Source organism: Ensifer sp. R1-3, from assembly GCF_056739175.1.
In genome coordinates, this window is sequence record NZ_CP096515.1 from 1,184,802 (window position 1) to 1,203,834 (window position 19,033).

At 62.0% G+C, this 19,033-nt stretch carries 16 protein-coding genes and 1 tRNA gene; 6 read left to right on the top strand and 11 right to left on the bottom strand.

Annotation, left to right across the window (positions count from 1 at the left end; translation table 11 throughout):
• A complete protein-coding gene (gene gcvH, locus M1D43_RS05710; protein WP_003529528.1) occupies positions 1-363 on the top strand; it encodes a glycine cleavage system protein GcvH in 363 nt (120 codons plus the stop codon).
• Positions 363-3,227, top strand: coding sequence for an aminomethyl-transferring glycine dehydrogenase (gene gcvP / locus M1D43_RS05715; protein WP_153313554.1), 2,865 nt, complete (start codon positions 363-365; stop codon positions 3,225-3,227). Before gcvH ends, gcvP begins: the two co-directional genes overlap by 1 nt.
• 292 nt (positions 3,228-3,519) lie before the next feature.
• Here gcvP and tig read toward each other — a convergent pair whose 3' ends face one another.
• Both tig and M1D43_RS05725 read right to left on the bottom strand, forming a co-directional pair.
• Positions 3,520-4,995, bottom strand: a complete 1,476-nt coding sequence (gene tig, locus M1D43_RS05720; RefSeq protein ID WP_028010816.1) for a trigger factor — start codon at positions 4,993-4,995, stop codon at positions 3,520-3,522.
• A 175-nt stretch (positions 4,996-5,170) separates the two neighbouring features.
• Positions 5,171-5,255, bottom strand: a tRNA-Leu gene (locus M1D43_RS05725).
• A gap of 1,478 nt (positions 5,256-6,733) precedes the next feature.
• Between M1D43_RS05725 and M1D43_RS05730 the strand changes: the two genes are divergently transcribed.
• The 3 genes from M1D43_RS05730 to trmFO all read left to right on the top strand — a co-directional run bounded on the left by M1D43_RS05730 (position 6,734) and on the right by trmFO (position 8,838).
• The gene (locus M1D43_RS05730; protein ID WP_003529522.1) at positions 6,734-6,877 is read left to right on the top strand and encodes a DUF1127 domain-containing protein; all 144 of its coding nucleotides are present in this window, start codon (positions 6,734-6,736) and stop codon (positions 6,875-6,877) included.
• A 306-nt stretch (positions 6,878-7,183) separates the two neighbouring features.
• Positions 7,184-7,327: a DUF1127 domain-containing protein gene (locus M1D43_RS05735; protein WP_003529520.1), complete on the top strand. Its 144-nt coding sequence runs from the start codon at positions 7,184-7,186 to the stop codon at positions 7,325-7,327.
• Positions 7,328-7,419: 92 nt separating this feature from the next.
• On the top strand, positions 7,420-8,838 hold the full coding sequence (gene trmFO / locus M1D43_RS05740; protein ID WP_127634137.1) for a methylenetetrahydrofolate--tRNA-(uracil(54)-C(5))-methyltransferase (FADH(2)-oxidizing) TrmFO: 1,419 nt from the start codon (positions 7,420-7,422) through the stop codon (positions 8,836-8,838).
• 29 nt (positions 8,839-8,867) lie between these two features.
• Here trmFO and M1D43_RS05745 read toward each other — a convergent pair whose 3' ends face one another.
• The 5 genes from M1D43_RS05745 to yajC form a co-directional block, all read right to left on the bottom strand.
• Positions 8,868-9,323 (bottom strand): hypothetical protein, encoded by a 456-nt coding sequence (locus M1D43_RS05745; RefSeq protein WP_153313553.1) that lies wholly within the window; start codon positions 9,321-9,323, stop codon positions 8,868-8,870.
• 94 nt (positions 9,324-9,417) lie between these two features.
• On the bottom strand, positions 9,418-10,260 hold the full coding sequence (locus tag M1D43_RS05750; RefSeq protein WP_003529514.1) for a phytoene/squalene synthase family protein: 843 nt from the start codon (positions 10,258-10,260) through the stop codon (positions 9,418-9,420).
• Positions 10,261-10,281: 21 nt separating this feature from the next.
• Entirely contained in the window at positions 10,282-10,668 is a 387-nt protein-coding gene (locus M1D43_RS05755) for an Mth938-like domain-containing protein (RefSeq protein ID WP_003529512.1), read from the bottom strand.
• Between the two features lie 2 nt (positions 10,669-10,670).
• Positions 10,671-13,247: a protein translocase subunit SecDF gene (secDF, locus tag M1D43_RS05760; RefSeq protein ID WP_153313552.1), complete on the bottom strand. Its 2,577-nt coding sequence runs from the start codon at positions 13,245-13,247 to the stop codon at positions 10,671-10,673.
• A 165-nt stretch (positions 13,248-13,412) separates the two neighbouring features.
• Positions 13,413-13,745, bottom strand: coding sequence for a preprotein translocase subunit YajC (yajC, locus tag M1D43_RS05765; protein ID WP_003534584.1), 333 nt, complete (start codon positions 13,743-13,745; stop codon positions 13,413-13,415).
• 339 nt (positions 13,746-14,084) lie between these two features.
• Between yajC and M1D43_RS05770 the strand changes: the two genes are divergently transcribed.
• Positions 14,085-14,960 carry an ATP-binding protein gene (locus M1D43_RS05770; RefSeq protein WP_028010820.1) on the top strand — a complete coding sequence of 292 codons (876 nt, stop codon included), beginning with the start codon at positions 14,085-14,087 and terminating at the stop codon, positions 14,958-14,960.
• Between the two features lie 104 nt (positions 14,961-15,064).
• On the opposite strand, the gene M1D43_RS05775 is transcribed toward M1D43_RS05770, so the two are convergent.
• The 4 genes from M1D43_RS05775 to surE form a co-directional block, all read right to left on the bottom strand.
• Complete coding sequence (locus M1D43_RS05775; protein WP_153313551.1) at positions 15,065-16,603, bottom strand: LysM peptidoglycan-binding domain-containing protein; 1,539 nt, start codon at positions 16,601-16,603, stop codon at positions 15,065-15,067.
• 164 nt (positions 16,604-16,767) lie between these two features.
• Positions 16,768-17,421, bottom strand: coding sequence for a biotin biosynthesis protein BioC (locus M1D43_RS05780; RefSeq protein ID WP_153313550.1), 654 nt, complete (start codon positions 17,419-17,421; stop codon positions 16,768-16,770).
• Positions 17,422-17,592: 171 nt separating this feature from the next.
• Entirely contained in the window at positions 17,593-18,246 is a 654-nt protein-coding gene (locus tag M1D43_RS05785; RefSeq protein ID WP_127541441.1) for a protein-L-isoaspartate(D-aspartate) O-methyltransferase, read from the bottom strand.
• A complete protein-coding gene (surE, locus tag M1D43_RS05790) occupies positions 18,243-19,013 on the bottom strand; it encodes a 5'/3'-nucleotidase SurE (RefSeq protein ID WP_153313549.1) in 771 nt (256 codons plus the stop codon). Before surE ends, M1D43_RS05785 begins: the two co-directional genes overlap by 4 nt.
• Between the last annotated feature and the right edge of the window lie 20 nt (positions 19,014-19,033).

Below are 19,033 nucleotides of genomic sequence, written 5' to 3' on the forward strand. Positions count from 1 at the left end.
ATGCTGAAATTCACCGAGGAACACGAATGGCTGAAGATCGATGGCGACGTCGCGACCGTCGGCATCACGGAGCATGCCGCTGGCCAGCTCGGCGATCTTGTCTTCGTGGAACTGCCGGAAGCGGGTGCCAGCTTCTCCAAGGGCGACTCGGCCGCGACGGTCGAGTCCGTCAAGGCGGCATCGGACGTCTATTGTCCGCTTGATGGAGAAATCGTCGAGGTCAATCAGGCGATCGTCGACGATCCGTCGCTCGTCAACAGCGATCCGCAAGGCGCGGCCTGGTTCTTCAAGCTGAAGCTCGCCGATCCGGACGCTGCCAATGCGCTCCTGGACGAAGCGGCCTACAAGGAGTTCGTCGCCTGATGAGCATGCCCAAGGATTTTACCTTCACCGATTACAAGCCTTACGACTTCGCCAATCGACGTCACATCGGCCCTTCGCCGGCCGAGATGGACGAGATGCTGAAGGTCGTCGGCTATCCGAGCCTCGACGCGCTCATAGACGACACCGTGCCGCCGTCGATCCGCCAGCGGACGCCGCTTGCCTGGGGCGCGCCGATGACCGAGCGCGAGGCACTCGACAAGCTGCGCGAGACGGCGAACCGCAACCGGAAGCTCGTCTCCCTGATCGGTCAGGGCTACTACGGGACCATCACCCCGCCGGTCATCCAGCGCAATATCCTCGAGAATCCGGCCTGGTACACCGCCTATACGCCCTATCAGCCGGAAATCAGCCAGGGGCGGCTGGAAGCCCTGCTCAACTACCAGACCTTGGTTTGCGATTTGACCGGCCTGGACGTCGCGAACGCCTCGTTGCTCGACGAGGCGACGGCGGCAGCCGAAGCCATGGCCATTGCCGAGCGCGTCGCAAAGTCCAAGGCGAAGGCTTTTTTCATCGATGAGAACTGTCATCCCCAGACGATCGCGCTCCTGAAGACCCGGGCGGAGCCGCTCGGCTGGCAGATCGTCGTCGGCGATCCGTTCGAGGATCTGGACGCTGCCGGCGTCTTCGGCGCGATTTTCCAGTACCCCGGTACCTACGGCCATGTCCGCGACTTCTCGGGCCTGATTGCCAAGCTCCACGAACAGGGGGCAATCGCCGCCGTCGCAGCCGATCCGCTGGCGCTGGCGCTTCTGAAGTCTCCCGGTGAAATGGGCGCCGACATCGCGATCGGTTCGACCCAGCGCTTCGGCGTTCCGGTCGGCTACGGCGGACCGCACGCCGCCTATATGGCGGTCAAGGATGCCTATAAGCGCTCCATGCCCGGCCGCCTCGTGGGCGTGTCGGTCGATGCGCGGGGCAACCGCGCCTACCGGCTGTCGCTCCAGACCCGTGAACAGCATATCCGGCGCGAAAAGGCGACATCCAACATCTGTACCGCGCAGGTGCTGCTTGCCGTCATGGCCTCCATGTATGCGGTCTTCCACGGTCCGGACGGAATAAAGGCGATCGCCCAGAGCGTGCACCAGAAGACGGTCCGGCTTGCCATGGGATTGGAGAAGCTCGGCTATACCGTCGAGCCGGATGTCTTCTTCGATACGATCACCGTCGAAGTCGGCAAGCTGCAAGGCATCATTCTCAAAGCCGCCGTGGCCGAGGAGGTAAACCTTCGCAAGATCGGCACGACCAGGATCGGCATCAGTCTCGACGAGCGTTCGAGGCCGGTCACGCTCGAGGCCGTCTGGCGCGCCTTCGGCGGCGATTTCAAGGTCGAGGAGTTCGAGCCGGACTACCGCCTGCCGCAGGAACTGCTTCGCACCAGCGCCTATCTCACCCACCCGATCTTCCACATGAACCGCGCCGAGAGCGAGATGACGCGTTACATGCGCCGGCTCGCCGATCGCGATCTTGCGCTCGACCGTGCAATGATCCCGCTCGGCTCCTGCACGATGAAGCTCAACGCGACCGCGGAGATGCTGCCGATCACCTGGCCGGAGTTCTCGGAAATCCATCCCTTCGTGCCGGCCGACCAGGCACTCGGCTATCAGCATCTCATCGAAGACCTGTCGCAAAAGCTGTGCGCGATCACCGGCTACGATGCGATCTCGATGCAGCCGAACTCGGGTGCCCAGGGTGAATATGCCGGTCTGCTCGCGATCCGCGCCTACCATATCGCCAACGGCAACGAGCATCGCGACGTCTGCCTGATACCGACCTCGGCGCACGGCACCAACCCGGCCTCGGCGCAGATGGCCGGCATGAAGGTGGTGGTCGTCAAGGTGAGCGACGCCGGCGAGATCGATATGGACGATTTCCGCGCCAAAGCGGAGCAGTATGCGGACACCCTCTCCTGCTGCATGATCACCTATCCCTCGACGCACGGCGTGTTCGAGGAGAACGTCCGCGAAGTCTGCGAGGTCGTGCATAAGCACGGTGGCCAGGTCTATCTGGACGGCGCCAACATGAATGCGATGGTTGGCCTTTCCCGCCCTGGCGACATCGGCTCGGATGTCAGCCATTTGAACCTGCACAAGACCTTCTGCATTCCGCATGGCGGCGGCGGTCCCGGCATGGGCCCGATCGGCGTCAAGTCGCATCTCGCCCCCTTCCTTCCGGGACACCCGCAGACCGACGGGCACGAGGGCGCCGTATCCGCCGCACCGTTCGGGTCGGCCTCGATCCTGCCGATCTCCTGGAGCTACTGCCTGATGATGGGCGGCGAAGGCCTGACGCAAGCGACCAAGGTGGCGATCCTCAACGCCAATTACGTCGCCGCCCGGCTGAAGGGTGCCTATGACGTGCTCTACAAGTCGGCGAAAGGCCGGGTCGCGCATGAATGCATCATCGATACCCGTCCGCTCGCCGAAAGCGCCGGCGTCACGGTCGATGACGTCGCCAAGCGCCTGATCGACTGCGGCTTCCATGCGCCGACGATGAGCTGGCCGGTCGCGGGCACACTGATGATCGAACCCACGGAATCGGAAACGAAGGCCGAGCTCGACCGCTTCTGCGACGCCATGCTGGCAATCCGCGAAGAGGCCCGCGCCATCGAGGACGGCCGGATGGATAAGGTCAACAATCCGCTGAAGAACGCGCCGCATACGGTCGAGGACCTCGTCGGCGACTGGGACCGGCCCTATTCGCGCGAGCAGGCCTGCTTCCCACCGGGGGCCTTCCGCGTGGACAAATACTGGTCGCCGGTCAACCGTGTCGACAATGTCTATGGCGACCGCAATCTCGTCTGCACCTGCCCGCCGATCGAGAGCTACGCGGAAGCGGCGGAATGATGATGTGATCCGATCGGGCGCGGTTCAAGCGCCGCGCCTGCCTGCCACGTCCTGAAAGCAAAAAGCCCGGCTCCTAAGCCGGGTTTTTCGTTGGCCTACTGCATGTTTCCTTTAATCGTATCCGATTAAAGGACAAAAACATGCAGCAGATCAAAGTGCTACAGCGACCTTTGCGCGTCTGATAAGACGCGCGGCGCTGTAGGCACTTCCTGGAGAAGTGCGGAGCAGCTTTCCCTCTGCAGGAAAGAAAAAGCCGCCCGGAGGCGGCCTCTTCGTGTCCTGAGAGATGCGATTACTCGGCGCTCTCGTCCGCAGCCTTCTTCTTGGCCGGGGCCTTCTTCTTCGGCGCGGCGGCTTCTTCGCCCTCGCCGGCTTCGGCCTTGGCGGCTGCCTTCTTCTTGGAGGCCGTTTTCTTGGCCGGCTTTTCGTCGGCTTCGTCGTCAGCCGTCAGCTCTTCCTTCGAGACCTTCTTGTCGGTCACCGAAACCTCGGTGAGCAGGTGGTCGACAACCTTCTCTTCGAAAAGCGGTGCTCGCAGCGAGGCGGCAGCACCGGGCGTGTTGCGGAAATATTCGAGGATTTCCTTTTCCTGGCCGGGGAACTGGCGCAGCTGCTCGAACAGCGAACGCTGCATCTCGTCATCGCTGACCTGAACGCCGGCCTTTTCGCCGATCTCGGAGAGAACCAGACCGAGGCGGACGCGACGCTCGGCGAGCTTGCGATATTCGGCTCGCGCTTCCTCTTCCGTCGTGTCTTCATCGGCGAAGGTCTTGCCGGCCTGCTGCAGGTCGGTGTTGATCTGGCGCCAGATGTTCTCGAACTCGGCATCGACGAGGCGCTCGGGCGTATCGAACTGATAGAGTTCGTCGAGCTGGTCGAGAAGCTGGCGCTTGACCTTCTGGCGGGTGATCGAGCCGAACTGGCTTTCGATCTGGCCGCGGACGATTTCCTTCAGCTTGTCGACGGATTCGAGGCCGAGCTTCGTTGCCAGCTCGTCGTTGATCTCGATCGGGGCAGCGGCAGCGACGTCCTTGACGGTGATGTCGAAGGTCGCTTCCTTGCCGGCAAGGTTGGCTGCCGGATAATCGGCCGGGAACGTGACCGTGATGGTCTTTTCATCGCCGGCCTTTACGCCGACAAGCTGCTCCTCGAAGCCCGGGATGAAGCGGTTGGACCCGAGCACGAGCTCAGCATCTTCGTCCTTGCCGCCGTCGAAGGCTTCGCCGTCGACCTTGCCGAGATAGTCGACCGTGACGCGGTCGCCATTGGCAGCCTTGCCCTTCTTCGATTCGTAGGTGCGGGCGCTCTCGGCGATGCGCTGGATCTGCTCGTTGACTTCATCCTCGCTGACGTCGACGACCTCACGGGTGACCTTGATGCCGCTTGCATCCTTGAGTTCGATCGGCGGAATGATTTCGTAGGCGACCGTGAATTCGAAATCGGCCTGGGCGTTCAGGATCTTGTCGGCTTCCGCCTCGTCCTCGGTCATCGCGATTTCGGGCTGGGTTGCCGACTTCTCGCCGCGGCTCGTGAGGATTTCCGTCGGCTTTTCACGAACGATCTCGTTGACGAGATCGGCCATGATCGACTTGCCGTAAACCTTCTTCAGGTGTGCAACCGGCACCTTGCCGGGACGGAAGCCATTAATGCGGACACGATCCTTCACCTCGACGAGGCGCTCGTTCATCCGAGCCTGCATTTCGTCGGCCGGGATAACGACCTTGAGTTCGCGCTTCAGCCCTTGAGCGAGCGTTTCGATAACCTGCATGTTAAAACCTTCACTTCACGTTGACAGTGCTCTTCCCTTGAAAGGCTAGGCGAGCACGTGAGCCGATCCATTTGCCGGGAGTGGCTTTACGCAATTCCGACCGCTTTGCAAGCAAAATGGCGCCTTGCCGGCCCTCCTCAGCGCCGAATACCGACGCGTGACTGCTATATCGTCCTGGTGCGGGTAGAGAGACTTGAACTCCCACGCCTTGCGGCACCAGAACCTAAATCTGGCGTGTCTACCAATTTCACCATACCCGCGTTCAGACGATCGCACCGCCCAATCGCATTCCTCACAAGATTTCATCAGCGGAATGCCGCGGATATTCTTGGGCCATGCGAAAGGTTCAGGGCTCCCGAGCGCGGCGTCTCTATAACACTCGTTTTCAACGGATCAAAGGGAAAATGCTCGCGCCCGTTGCCCGCTCGCAGCCCGCGCTTCGAACGGCAAGTTTGAGGCTCCTTAGCAGAGGATGCCGGCAGAAACGTGATGCCGCGTCCCGACGCGTAACAGCCACTGGATCCGCGCCTTCCATTGTCGGGACGGTGGACGGCGATCCGCGTTGCGCAATCCGCATATCTTCCATGTGGACATTGCACTGCACAAATCGATTTGAAGCCACTATATTCCAATCATCGAGGCGCCGCGGTGATAGCCGGACGGGCGCCGGCGGGAATGATCGCCCGCGGCGGGAAGTCCCGCAAAGATCCGGGCTTAAGCTCGACAGAATTCGAAGCAGCGCACTCCTCCTCCCATCGCCGCTTCGATGGATTGGCAACACTCCTCCTCCCGGTTGCCAATCGCCTTTATGACGCCCGCCGGTCCTCCTCCCCCGACGGGCGTCATTTTCCCTCAGATATCCCCGCGCATTTTGTAAAACGATCCACTTGCCCATTATTTCGGCATTTTGTGATCATCGACGCCTGAGCCATGCATCACTTGCATAGGTGCCATTCGTGGCAGCCCCTGGTAAAATCCGGGGGTTCGGCCTATATTCTAATCATCGATCGGGCAGCGCACTCCTCCTCCCAGCGCGCCCGATACGGATTGGCGACACTCCTCCTCCCGGTTGCCAATCAGATCAAACAACGCCCGCTGGACCTCCTCCCCCAGCGGGCGTTGTTTATTTCTCCCTCCGCCCATAGCAGTGACGCCGAGACCCACACTACGGCGCGCCGCGTTCTAAGGTCTGTTGAGATTCGGGATACCCGGGGCGGCTTGTTTGATTCCCTCATCCCTGTGCTCGTCACAGGGATCCAGCCAGACCAAGTCCTTGGGCTGAAACAACGCTTCCCGCGCCGCAGACGCGGCGCTGCTCTCATCTCTGTGACAAGCACAGAGATGAGGAGAGGAGAGATTGCAGTTCTCCGATACGTTGTTTCCTGGGCCATGCAGTCGGCAATCTTGTCCACACCGCCCTGAACGCCGACAAACCCACGAGAGCCTCAACGCCATCATCTATCTCGCAGCAGCCGTCATAAACTCCAGATGAAATCTCAGCAGGCCCTAAAAGACCGCCACGGTCCTTGGAACGGTCTGGAAATGCGCAGGAAGCCCGCATCGGCACCAAAAGGTTAAGCCGCGGTTAACGCCGTTGAAAAGCTTTGCACGTCGCGCATGGGTGCGATGCAGCATTATCTCTGTAATCCCGGCTCAAACCGATTATATTCCGGTTCATAAGATGATGGCCAGCAAGAGAGATAGAGCGCTGGCGAACGACCTAGAAAGGAATAGGATCATGAACCTCGCACGTTCTTTCAACAACTGGCGCAAGTATCGTCAGACCTGCAACGAACTCGGCCGCATGAGCGACCGTGAGCTGACCGATCTCGGCATCGGCCGCGCAGACATCCCCTACGTTGCCCGTCAGGCAATCAAGTAAGCATCAAAGCTTTCGCCAGATTATGGCCTTTCAAACGCCTTCCGGCTCCGCCGGTGGGCGTTTTTTTATTCTGCTGGGCCGTTCTGATCTCGTGCAGTAGTCCCTGAGAAAGCAACTTAACCGATACTTGATCGATGGCGCATTTTCGAGCCGGGCGAAATGCATGCTCACGAAATGATCGATGCACTGCACAAATGCATAGCAGATGCATCTACTTTGCACTCCATCTCCCAGTTAGACAAGCGTATAAGAACCTCAACGACGCAGACAATCACTGTCGCGAGCGATCTTCTTGAGGAAACGACCATGAACCCGATTCGCATTGCAAAAAGCTGGATCAACTACCGCCGTACCGTTGCCGAGCTGGGCAGCCTTTCCAACCACGCTCTGAACGATATCGGCATTACCCGCTACGACATCCGCAACATCGCGGCTCGCTCCTTCCGCTAATCGGATCGAGTATTGCTTGGCTTGAAGACGGCGCCCTCGGGCGCCGTTTTCGTTTCTTGGAAGCGACGGATGCCTGTGGTAGGAAGCCGCCCATGAACAAAACGACGTCCTCCCATTCGCCCATCCACGTCATCGGCGGCGGCCTCGCCGGGTCGGAAGCCGCCTGGCAGATCGCCGAAGCGGGCGTGCCGGTCATCCTGCATGAAATGCGCGGCGTGCGTGGCACCGATGCGCACAAGACCGAGAGCCTCGCCGAACTCGTCTGCTCAAACTCTTTCCGCTCCGACGATGCGACCAGCAATGCCGTCGGCGTGCTCCATGCGGAGATGCGTCTTGCGGGCTCGCTCATCATGCGATGCGCCGATCTTAACCAGGTGCCTGCAGGCGGTGCGCTCGCGGTCGACCGCGAAGGCTTTGCCGAGGCAGTCAGCGCAGCGATCGCAGGCCATCCGCTGATCACGGTTCTTCGGGAAGAGATCCGGGGCCTGCCGCCGAAGGACTGGGATCTCGCCATCATTGCGACGGGCCCGCTGACAGCACCGGACCTCGCCGAGGCGATCCGCGCGGAGACCGGCGCCGATGCCCTCGCCTTCTTCGACGCCATCGCACCGATCGTCCATGCCGACACGATCGACATGGATATCTGCTGGCACCAGTCGCGCTACGACAAGGTCGGCCCGGGCGGCACGGGCAAGGATTATATCAACTGCCCGCTCACACAGGAGCAGTATGACGCCTTCGTCGATGCGCTCATTGCCGGCGACAAGGCCGGCTTCAAGGAATGGGAAGGCACGCCCTATTTCGACGGCTGCCTTCCGATCGAAGTGATGGCAGAGCGCGGCCGAGAGACCCTGCGTCACGGGCCGATGAAGCCGATGGGCCTCACCAATGCCCATAATCCGTCGGTCAAGCCCTATGCAGTAGTGCAGCTTAGGCAGGACAACGCGCTCGGCACGCTCTACAACATGGTCGGCTTCCAGACGAAACTGAAATACGGCGCGCAAGGCGAAGTCTTCCGGATGATTCCGGGGCTACAGAATGCCGAGTTTGCGAGGCTCGGCGGCCTGCACCGCAACACCTATATCAACTCACCGACGCTCCTCGATCATTCGCTGACGCTCAAGTCACGTCCGGGACTGCGCTTTGCCGGCCAGATAACCGGCTGCGAGGGCTATGTGGAAAGCGCGAGCATCGGCCTCCTGGCGGGCCGCTTCGCCGCGGCGGAACGCAAAGGCGTGTCTCCCGTGCTACCGCCGGTGACCACGGCCTTCGGTGCTCTCCTCGATCACATCACCGGCGGCCACATCGTCTCCGACGACGAACCGGGCAAGCGCTCGTTCCAGCCGATGAATATCAATTTCGGGCTGTTTCCGCCGCTCGAGCCGGGCGCCCTGACAAGGCCGGAGGGTGCCAAACGCTTCCGGGGCAAGGAGAAGGCGCTCGCCAAGAAGCAGGCGATGGCATCGCGCGCGCTGAGCGATTGCGCAAGCTGGCTCGACCAAGCCGTCTGACGAGAGATGAGAACTCCGGTTTCAACCGGTCAATCCAGACCCTGCGCCGCGTCACCCGCTACTTCCAACTCCGATTTCGGACTGAAAGTGCCGAGCAGCCAGAGCGAAACCTCGGCTGCCTCGGCGGCCGTCCGAAACTCGAAAGCATTGTCCAGATAGGCGAAATCCGGGAAGTGGACGATCAGCCCCCGCCCACTCTCGGACGTGTTGACCCGCACCTTGCCGGGCTGAATGACGTGGCAGACATAATGCGTGCCGTGCGATTGTATGAACCCGGCCTTGCCATCGTGCAGCCGCAGGAAGATCGCCGTTCTGTCGACGGTCGAATGCAGCGCCCGGATCGCTTCGTCGGGGAATGCCCGGCCGAATTCCACGATCGCCGACCCGGCATCCGGATTGTCGGCATCGCGCTCTGCACGTGCGCTCATCCGAATATAGAACAGGCAGACGGCGGCGATCGCCACCAGGAGCAGTAACCAAAGCATTGCGTGGGTCCCTTGATAGCGACGGGATTCCGATTGAGGAGGATCATATCCCGCGAGACTTGCGCCAGCGTGACGGCCGGGCGGCTAGCGAACGCTAAAACTCCCGGCGCCGGCTCGCCCGCCACATCCGCCATTGCCGCTGCCATTGCGGCGGCTGCAGTGACTGACGAAGGATTCGTGCTCCGGCGGCCTCCGCGCGATCGAACACCGGTTCGGCGAGGGCAACGGGAATGAACGCCGAGAAATTCCGGCCCGAGATCGCGCCTGCGCCTTCACGTGCCTTGGCGAGATGATCGCGGCCGAGGCCGCAGAAGGCGCGAACGGCCCTTTCGATCGCACTCTCGTCGGTCCCGGCAAGAAGCGTTTCCCTGTCGAGGCCCGTTGCGCTCAAAAGCTCGGCAGGAAGATAGACCTGGCCACGCCCGACATGAACCGGCAGAAGCAGCAGGAGACCGGCAACCGTCTGAGCAACCCCGGCATGGCCGGCTGCGTCTGCAGACCTCGCTGCGTTGTCGGGGTCCAGGATGAGAGATGAAAGCTGAATGAGTGCCGATGCGGTTTCGCCGGCATAACCCTCCAGCGCCGCCCTGTCCTGCATCGGGTCGTCGTAAAGATCGAAAATGCGTGCATCGATCATGTCCTGAAGGACGCGAACCGGAAGGTGATGCTCGCGAATGCAACGCAGGAGCGCTTCGGCCAGCGGATGCCCCGCGCCGTCGGACTGCTCGTTTTCGAGAGTGTCACGCCACCATTGCAGCCGGATCTCGCCCGGGAGCGGCTCCTTGACCATGTCGCGGACACGGGCGATTTCCGCGTAAAAGGCATAGAGCGCCGCGAGCGAGTGGCGCTTCTCTGCCGGAGAAAGCAGACAGGCCAGGTAGCGATCGCGGTCGGTGTCCCGCAAGGTTGCGAGAATCTGATCATCGGACTGTTGCACGCCGAGCTTCCTTCGAACGCCTCACACCGCGATCAATGCCGCGGCGACGGCGCGCGATTCCGCCAACATCACGTTATAGGTCCGCACCGCCGCCCCGGTGCTCATCGGATCGGACGAGATGTTGGCGGCCCTGAGCGCTTCCTTCAGGTCTCCCGGCAAGGGACGGATTTCCCGGCCGGTGCCGACGAGCAGCACCTCGACGTCACGCGCCTCATCGAAGATGCGCTGGAATTTCGCGACCGCGAGCACGTCGCCTTCGGCAACGTCCCAGGCGTATATGCCGGAAGGCAGCATCAGAACCGACCCGCGATGCGACATATCGGCGAAGCGGAAGCCGCCATTGCCGTAGGCGTCGACAGGTGCGCGTCCTGGAAAGTGCGCTTCGCGCATTTCGATCCCTTTTGCCATGATCACACCGCACCCTTTGCTTCCGTCTCCGACGACGCATCCGGCTCCGCCGGGTCCTGCGTGCCTCCAAGACGATTGTTTCGGCGATTGAAGAGGATGAGCAGCGGTCCCGCGACATAGATCGAGGACACGGTGCCCACAAGCACACCGAATATGAGTGTCGCGCTGAAGGATTGGACGAGACCACTGCCTCCGAACAGATACAGCGCAACGAGAGCAAGGAGCGTCGTCACGGCGGTCAGGACGGTCCGCGACAGGGTCTGGTTGATCGACGTGTCGATCAGGACAGAGAGCGGCATCCTTCGATAGCGCACCAGATTCTCCCGGACTCGATCATAAATCACCATGGTGTCGCTCAGCGAGTAGCATACGATCGTCAGCAGCGCTGCGATGCTGGCGAGATTGAATTCGATGCCGGTCAGAACGAGGAACCCGAGCGTCAGCAGCACATCGTGCAACGTCGCGACGATGGCTCCGACGGCAAATCGCCGGCCGAACCGAAGCCACACGTAAAGCAGAACGGCCAGCACGGCTGCGGCAACCGCGAGCGACCCTGCCCGCGTCAACTCTCCGGAAACACCGGGGCCAACCACCTCGACACGCCGGAAGACATATTGATCCTCAAGTTCGGAGCGAACCAGCCCGACGGCCGTCTGCTCGGCATTGTCGCCGGCTTCCTGCGACGGGATACGGACGAGAACGTCTCGCGCCGATCCAAGTTCCTCGACTTGAACGTCTCCGAGGTTCAATTCGTCGAGACGGGCACGGATGTCGGCACCATCGGCGACGCCGGTCCGTGCTCTCAATTCGATGACGGAGCCGCCCCTGAAATCTGCTCCCATGTTGAGCCCGAGGCTCGTCAGGAGAACCAGCGAAGCAAGCGACAATGCCGTCATAAGAATAAAGACCGGATTGCGGATCGCCATGAAACGGAAATCCGCCCGGCTGAAAAATCCGGTCCGAATGCCGCGCGGCAGACGCTGCGGCAGGCGGCGGCGATACCACCCGCGAATAAGGCGGCGTGTCAGGCTGTGCGCCGTCAGAATGGTGGTGACGCTGCCGATGGCAAGCGTAACCGCAAAACCTCGAATAGCGCCCGACCCAAGATAGAGGAGGATGGCGCCGGCAATGAATATCGTCAGATTCGCGTCGACGATGCTCCTCAAGACGCGCTCGAATCCCTCGTCCAGCGCCCTTCGCAAGGGTTTGCCGCTGGTGCGCGCTTCTTCCCTGAGCCGCTCGTAGATGAGCACGTTCGAGTCGACCGCAATTCCGATCGTGAGGATGATCCCGGCAATTCCGGGCAGCGTCAGCGTGGCGCCGGTGACGGACAGGACCGCGATGATCAGCACGACGTTGACGATGACGGCAATGACGGCCACGACACCGAAGAAGCCGTAGAAGCCAATCATACAGGCTGCTACGGCAATGGCCGCGATCAGGCCCGCCGTGAGGCCGTTTGCAACGGCGTCAGCCCCGTCCTCGGGACCGACGGTGCGCTCCTCGATGACCGTCAGCGAAACGGGAAGCGGGCCGGCCCGCATCAGGGCGGCAAGATCGTTCGCCCCGTCCTCCGAGAGATTTCCGGAAATCCGGACGGCATCACCGGAAAGCGCGCCATCCAGAACGGACGTCGAGATAACCTGTCCGTCGAGCACGATCGCGAACTGCTTCCGCGGATCCGACTGCAGGAACGGCGCGACCCGCGCGGCAGCCCCGGCTGCAATCCTTGCATTGACGACAGGTTCGCTCGTTGCCGGATCGAAGCCCGGCTGTGCCTCGACGAAGTCCGGCGCCGCAGCAAAGGCGCGTCTCTCGACGAGGTAGGGTATCGGCGGATCGTCCAGCGAATAGAGGACCTCGGACCCCGCAGGCGGCCTCGTATCGACGGCCTGTTGTGCTGGCATCGAGGAATCCAGCCACTTCAGGGCGACATCTCCTCGCTGCCCGAGGAGATCCTTCAATCTTTGCGGCTCGTCCAGACCGGGGACCTGCACGCTCAGCCGGTCACCGCCGCGACGCTCTATGATCGGTACGACCGCGATGACTTCGCCGACACGCCGGCGTACGACCTCGATGGACTGGGCGACGGCATCTGAGACCCTCAGATCTATGCCCTCGTCCGTCAGGCGAAGCCGAAGCGTGTCGCTGGTCGCGCTTTCCTCGTAGACCAGTTCCTGGATGGAATTCCCGAAAAGGCCGCCCTGTCGAACGGGGGCGACCAACGCCTTCAGCGCGTCACGCGCCGCTGGTGCTTTCGTTGCATCGCGGAGACGAAACTGCAGACCCTGCCCGCTTCCGGACAGCCCCGTATAGCGGATATCCGCCTGTCTCAGCGCATCGGCGATCGTGTCGATGGTCGATTGCAGGCGCTCCGCGACGATGTCTTCGCGGCTGACCTTGAGGACGATATGGGAACCGCCCCTGAGATCGAGCCCGAGCGGCACCTGCCGATGCGGCAGCCAGGTCGGCCAGTCCGCAAGCTGCTCTCTGGAAAGGAGATTCGGCAGTGCGAAGGCGAGGCCCGCAAGGACGACCAGCCAGATGAGAATGTTCTTGAACGGCGACAACCTGGGCATATTTCGAAATGCTCCATCTGCCGGTCTCTGCCGGTCGCGGCCCTTGCCCTAACCACGGTGATTTTGGCCTCGCGTCGCTCCAAAATCAAACCGTGATCGATGCCGATCGAAGGCGCGGTATGCGGGCGAAAACCGCGCACGCTTCTTCAAGTACCCGCGCCGGGGTTACTCCTTGACGGGCTCGCCCTTCACGCGAACCTCGGAGACGCCGCTGCGCACGACGCGGACCTTGATGCCCTCGGCGATCTCCACTTCGAGCTCCGTATCGTCGACGACCTTGGTCACCTTGCCGACAATGCCGCCTCCGGTGACGACCTGGTCGCCGCGCCGGATGTTCTTCAGGAGCTCTTCGCGGCGCTTCATCTGCGCACGCTGCGGCCGGATGATCAGGAAATACATCACCACGAAGATCAGCAGGAAAGGCAGGATGGACATCAGAATGTCGGCGCCGCCGCCCCCAGGGGCCGCCGTCTGCGCGAAAGCTTCGGTAATAAACATCGATCACTCCTTGAGTTCAAATTGCGCGCTTGCCCCCGCGGCAAACCTGCCGGAATATAGGCAAGCCGTCCCGTAACACAAATCGTCGGTACACTTCCCCGTTTCTCCTGCCTCTGGCACAAATTCCGCAGCAGGAGAACCCCCTGGTTGCAGGCTGCCGGTCTTTTCCAGCGCAAACCGCCGTGCTACCGAGAAAAACGCCGCCGGCGGCAGCTTCAACGGATTCGACCGGAGGACGAACGTCGCGGCGATTCAAGGATTTGGGTGGGCTGACGCACGCCCGTTATCGCGCGGGTCGGCCGCCCATGTTCGAAATTCAGCCTGCCGGAGACACATGAAATGCCCGAAAGCAAGATCGACGTCCTGCTCACCGAAATACAGAAGCTTTCGGCCGCGATGGAGCGCATCGCCGGACCGGCATATGCCGTCAACAATTGGCATGAGGCGGAGTGTTTCGTCTGGGCACCGGCCACGCGCCACCTGCAGCCCGTCCCGAGGCCGAATCGCATCGACCTCGCGCTCATCGCCGGCGTCGACCATGTCCGCGACATTCTCTTCGACAACACGCTCCGCTTCGCCGAAGGCTATCCGGCGAACAACGTGCTCCTGTGGGGCGCCCGCGGCATGGGCAAATCGTCGCTGGTCAAGGCGGTCCACGCAAAGGTCGCCCACGACACCGGCAGCGCAATCAAGCTCGTCGAAGTACACCGGGAGGATATCGCCACCCTGCCCGTGCTGATGGAAATCCTGAAGGCGGCGCCGATGCCCGTGATCGTCTTCTGCGATGATCTCTCCTTCGATCACGACGATACCTCCTACAAGTCGCTGAAGGCGGTTCTCGACGGCGGCGTCGAGGGGCGCCCGGCAAACGTTCTGCTCTATGCGACGTCCAACCGCAGACACCTGCTTCCCCGCAATATGATGGAAAACGAACAATCCACCGCCATTAACCCCTCGGAGGCCGTCGAGGAAAAAGTGTCGCTCTCCGACCGCTTCGGGCTTTGGCTTGGTTTCTACAAATGCAGCCAGGACGACTATCTGGCGATGGTCGACGGGTATGCGCAGTACTTCAAGTTGCCTCTCGAGCCCGAAGCGCTGCATGCCGAGGCTCTTGAATGGGCGACGACGCGAGGATCGAGATCCGGCCGCGTCGCCTGGCAATTCATTCAGGATCTGGCCGGTCGTCTGCGCAGACAACTCGACACTCCTGCGTAATTGCACTTGCCGCCAGGTGGCGTGATCGCACAAGCGCCGCGCGTCTTGCCAGACACGCGGCGCTTTCGATTTGCCTACCAGCCGGACACAGCCGGTGCCACGGCTTATTCCAGATAGGTCGCAGGGTTGACCGGGGTCGCATTCTTGCGCACCTCGAAGTGAACTTGTGGCCGGGTCGCTCTGCCTGTCATGCCGGAGGATGCGAGCGTCTGGCCGCGCTGGACTTTCTGACCGCGTTGGACCTTGAGTTCGGCAGCGTTGCCGTAAACCGTCACCGTACCGTCGTCGTGGCGCACCAGAACGGCATTGCCGAGTTCTTTCAGGCTGCTGCCCGAGTAGATTACGACGCCGTTCTCGGCTGCCTTGATGGGCGTCCCCTCCGGCACCGAAATGTTGATGCCATCGTTTCGGTTGCCGTCGACATTGGCGCCATAGGCCGCGACGACCGCGCCACGGACCGGCCAACGGTACTTTCCGATGCCGGTCGATTTCGGAAGATCCTCGTTACCATCCGACCGGATGGCAACCTCCGACACGCTTTCCTTGGCGGCAGGCGCCTTGGTTTCAGTCAGCTTGCCCTGCTCCGTCGAAGCCGCCTGGGCCTCGTTCTTCTTGGCCGAAACAGAAGCCGTGACCACCGCATCGGTCGCCGGTGTTTTCGCCGAGGCACTCGGGATGTTGAGTTTTTGCCCGATGCGGATGGCTTCTGTCGAAAGCCCGTTTGCCTGCTTCAGGGCAGCGACCGAAACGCCGTTCGCCTTGGCGATACGGTTGAGCGAGTCGCCCGGCTTGACCGTATAGGCACCATTTCCACCGCCCTCGCCGGCGCTGTTGAGCTTGCCCGCCGCGACATCGCTGCGGCTTTCGCTCTTTTCACGCGATTGGGACTGGCCGGGGAGGATCGCCACCTCGCGCTGATCGGTCGGCAGCGGAGACGGACGCTTCTTGCCGCCCTCCACGTCGGCGATCGAACCCGATGCAGCCGCCTTCGCGGCGCTGCCTGCAGTACCGAATGTCGGAATGACGAGGCGTTGGCCCGGCTCTACCTGGCTTGCCGATTTCAGGCCATTCGCCTTCAGTATCTCCTTCTCGGGGACGCCGAACCGTCTGGCGAGGACCGTAACCGTGTCGCCTTGACGGACCATGATCGTCGGCGCGTTGGAGGCGCTCCAGCCCCCCTTGCCCGACATATCCTTGGCAGCCCCCGCCAGCGGCTCCGCCTTCGGGAGGGCCGCAGCCTGCGATTCGAGGGAAGCGGTCTGAACCTGCGGCTGCCGGGATGCGGCCGACGGCTCATCGAGGCTCGTTCGCTGAACGCTCATCGGCGTCGATGCGACACGGGCGCTGGATACCGGCGCGGCCGCCGTATTGTAGCCTCCGTCGCCGCCGCCGGAGGGATAGGATTGACCGAGCGCTGCACTGTTTCCGTAGGAGGGCGCCGCACCGCCGCTCGCGACATCGCCTCGCGGTACCGTACTCGAGCCCTGCGGGATCGAACCCGTCATTATGTCGTCGGACCGCGAAAAGAGCCCGCCGAAGCGGCTGGCGTCAGAACTGCAACCGGTCGCTACACCCGCAAGCAGGATCGCCGCACAGAGACGGATCACGGACTTGCCTGCCTGGGGAGATACAAATTTACGCATGACGCTTTACCCACTCCGAACGCAACTCGCTGTAGAATGATTAAAGCGCATTAGAGTTACCGCCCGGTTAAAGGCGGCACCATTTTGGCGAAATGCTAACCATAGCCGCGCCGAAGCGGGCGTTTTCCGGTCATATATGCGCTGCCGGACCCTGAGACGGCTCGTTATAGCAGCTCGGAATAAAGCCGTTCGATTTCGGTCATCGGTCTCGGCTCGGGCGCATCTACCTCATAGCTGATGTTGGACGCATCCCAGGCGAAAAAGGCGCGCTCTGCCGGCGACATCGTGGTTGTGGCCGGCGAAGGGGCAATCTTGTCTTCCTCGAGAAAGACGCTGACCAGGTTCTCGAATTCGGCGTCCATGTCGAGGCCGCTGTCGGCATCATAATCGAGCGACCGCAGGCCCGCGACCGCCGCTTCGCGCGTCCCGAAATAGCGCAGGCTGTTCTGATCCTCAGGGCGAAGGCCGTCATAATAGTCGATGAAGGCTCGGTAATATGCCCTGTAGTCACCGGTTTCGGCGAGCCTGCCGAACGCCTGGTGTTCGCGTGCCGCTAGTTGCGGCGAAAGACGATTGTTCCACTCGTCCTTCGTGAGAGGCGGCAATTTCTCAGGTGTTCTTTTGGCCCGGCCGAGATAGAGCAGCGCGTCGGCGGAAAGCGAAATGCGCGGTGTCGGATCGACGAAGCCCGTAGGCGGAACCGCCACCCCGCTCTCGCCCTTGTCTGCGGCACCGGCCTGGTCAGCCGAACGCCCGGCGAGATTGCCCAAGCCGTCACCTGCCGCAGCGGCAGCGTTCAACCTGTTCTCGATCTGCATATGCCGTCTCCGTCTGTCGCACGACGACCGCGATGCGGAGCCGATGCACACTCCGCGCCATCTTCATGCTGCCCCGGCTCTGATCACGATGATTTCAGCTCGGGTAACTAAAGCGGGAAGCTTGCGCGGGGCTGGAGCGGGTTAAAATTGTCTTAACGCACTCATCCCGCTTTAAAGGAACGACGCTACCTGGGGGACGATCGGGAGGTAAGGCGCGTCGAACAGATCTTCCCGGTCGAAGCGGCTACCGGTGCGGTTGACGCGAACGATGCGGCAATGCGTTTCGCTCATCATGATCGGCACCAGCAGGGTGCCGCCGGAGACGAGATGATCGGAGAACGTCCGGGGAAGGCTGTTGAACGCGGCGGTTATGAGGATCCGGTCGAAGGTGCCCTCACCCGGCACTCCTGCGCTGCCATCGGCCTGGCGGACGACGACGTTGCGCAGGCCCGCCTTCTCCAGGTTTTTCTGCGCCGATGCGACGAGTGTCTGATACCTGTCGATCGTCAGCACGCGCTCGGCGATCCGCCCCATCACGGCCGCGGTAAAGCCGCTGCCGGTTCCGACCTCGAGTATGCGCTGGCCGGCCTTGAGATTGAGACAGTGCAGGAGCCGGACGGCCATGTCGCAGCCCTCCATGAACGAACCGCACTCGAGCGGAATCAGCCGTTTGGAGTAGACCTCGTCCTGGTATTGCGGCGGAGCGAAGAGCGTCCGCGGCGTCTGCTCCACAGCCTTCAGCAGCTCATGATTGACGATGCCGCCCGAGCGAAGCCGCAGCGCCATCGCTGCAAACCCCTCCTGCTGCGAAATTCGTCCGTTCAAGCGACACTTCCTTCCCGCAATGCCTGCGCGATGCATTCCTGAGCGGCATGATCGGTCATGTCCAGTTTAAGCGGGGTTACCGAAATCCTGTTGTCGCGGAGAGCCCTGATGTCGGTGCCTGAACGGAAATCGCCGGCACGCTCGCCGAAACGGAGCCAGAAATAGGGAAAGCCGCGTCCGTCCGTGCGTTCGTCGATGCTGAGACCGAATTCGAGCTTGCCCTGCGATGTGACTTCAACGCCCGCAACGGCATCGACGGCGCAGTTCGGAAAGTTCAGGTTGATGAGCGTTCCGTCCGGCAAGTCGACACCCATCAATGTGCGGATGAGCGCCGGTGCGTGCGTCTCGGCTACATCCCAGGGAACGTCGCGGCCGACGGCATGTTGATAGGCCTGGCTGAGCGCGATCGAACGAATGCCCTGCAGCGTTCCCTCGATGGCGCCGGCCACCGTTCCGGAATACGTGACATCGTCCGCAAGATTGGCGCCGACATTGACGCCGGAAAGCACGAGGTCGGGCTTGCGATCAAGAATCTTCTTGACCGCCATGATCACGCAATCGGTCGGCGTGCCCCGGAGCGCGAACCGCCGTTCGGAAACCGGGCGCAGACGCAGCGGCTCCGAAAGCGTCAGAGAATGAGCAAGCCCGCTCTGGTCCACTTCCGGCGCCACCACCCAAACGTCGTCCGATATCGTCCGGGCGATCCGTTCCAGCACGGAGAGGCCCTCGGCGTGAATGCCATCGTCATTCGTCAGCAGGATGCGCATTGCCGGTCTTCTTCCGCTTC

What these genes read in the sequence shown, in the direction of transcription:
- gcvH (WP_003529528.1), top strand. Translation starts at nt 1, where the DNA reads ATGCTGAAATTCACCGAGGAACACGAATGGCTGAAGATCGATGGCGAC.
- gcvP (WP_153313554.1), top strand. Translation starts at nt 363, where the DNA reads ATGAGCATGCCCAAGGATTTTACCTTCACCGATTACAAGCCTTACGAC.
- tig (WP_028010816.1), bottom strand. Translation starts at nt 4,995, where the DNA reads ATGCAGGTTATCGAAACGCTCGCTCAAGGGCTGAAGCGCGAACTCAAG.
- M1D43_RS05730 (WP_003529522.1), top strand. Translation starts at nt 6,734, where the DNA reads ATGAACCTCGCACGTTCTTTCAACAACTGGCGCAAGTATCGTCAGACC.
- M1D43_RS05735 (WP_003529520.1), top strand. Translation starts at nt 7,184, where the DNA reads ATGAACCCGATTCGCATTGCAAAAAGCTGGATCAACTACCGCCGTACC.
- trmFO (WP_127634137.1), top strand. Translation starts at nt 7,420, where the DNA reads ATGAACAAAACGACGTCCTCCCATTCGCCCATCCACGTCATCGGCGGC.
- M1D43_RS05745 (WP_153313553.1), bottom strand. Translation starts at nt 9,323, where the DNA reads ATGCTTTGGTTACTGCTCCTGGTGGCGATCGCCGCCGTCTGCCTGTTC.
- M1D43_RS05755 (WP_003529512.1), bottom strand. Translation starts at nt 10,668, where the DNA reads ATGGCAAAAGGGATCGAAATGCGCGAAGCGCACTTTCCAGGACGCGCA.
- secDF (WP_153313552.1), bottom strand. Translation starts at nt 13,247, where the DNA reads ATGCCCAGGTTGTCGCCGTTCAAGAACATTCTCATCTGGCTGGTCGTC.
- yajC (WP_003534584.1), bottom strand. Translation starts at nt 13,745, where the DNA reads ATGTTTATTACCGAAGCTTTCGCGCAGACGGCGGCCCCTGGGGGCGGC.
- M1D43_RS05770 (WP_028010820.1), top strand. Translation starts at nt 14,085, where the DNA reads ATGCCCGAAAGCAAGATCGACGTCCTGCTCACCGAAATACAGAAGCTT.
- M1D43_RS05775 (WP_153313551.1), bottom strand. Translation starts at nt 16,603, where the DNA reads ATGCGTAAATTTGTATCTCCCCAGGCAGGCAAGTCCGTGATCCGTCTC.
- M1D43_RS05780 (WP_153313550.1), bottom strand. Translation starts at nt 17,421, where the DNA reads ATGCAGATCGAGAACAGGTTGAACGCTGCCGCTGCGGCAGGTGACGGC.
- surE (WP_153313549.1), bottom strand. Translation starts at nt 19,013, where the DNA reads ATGCGCATCCTGCTGACGAATGACGATGGCATTCACGCCGAGGGCCTC.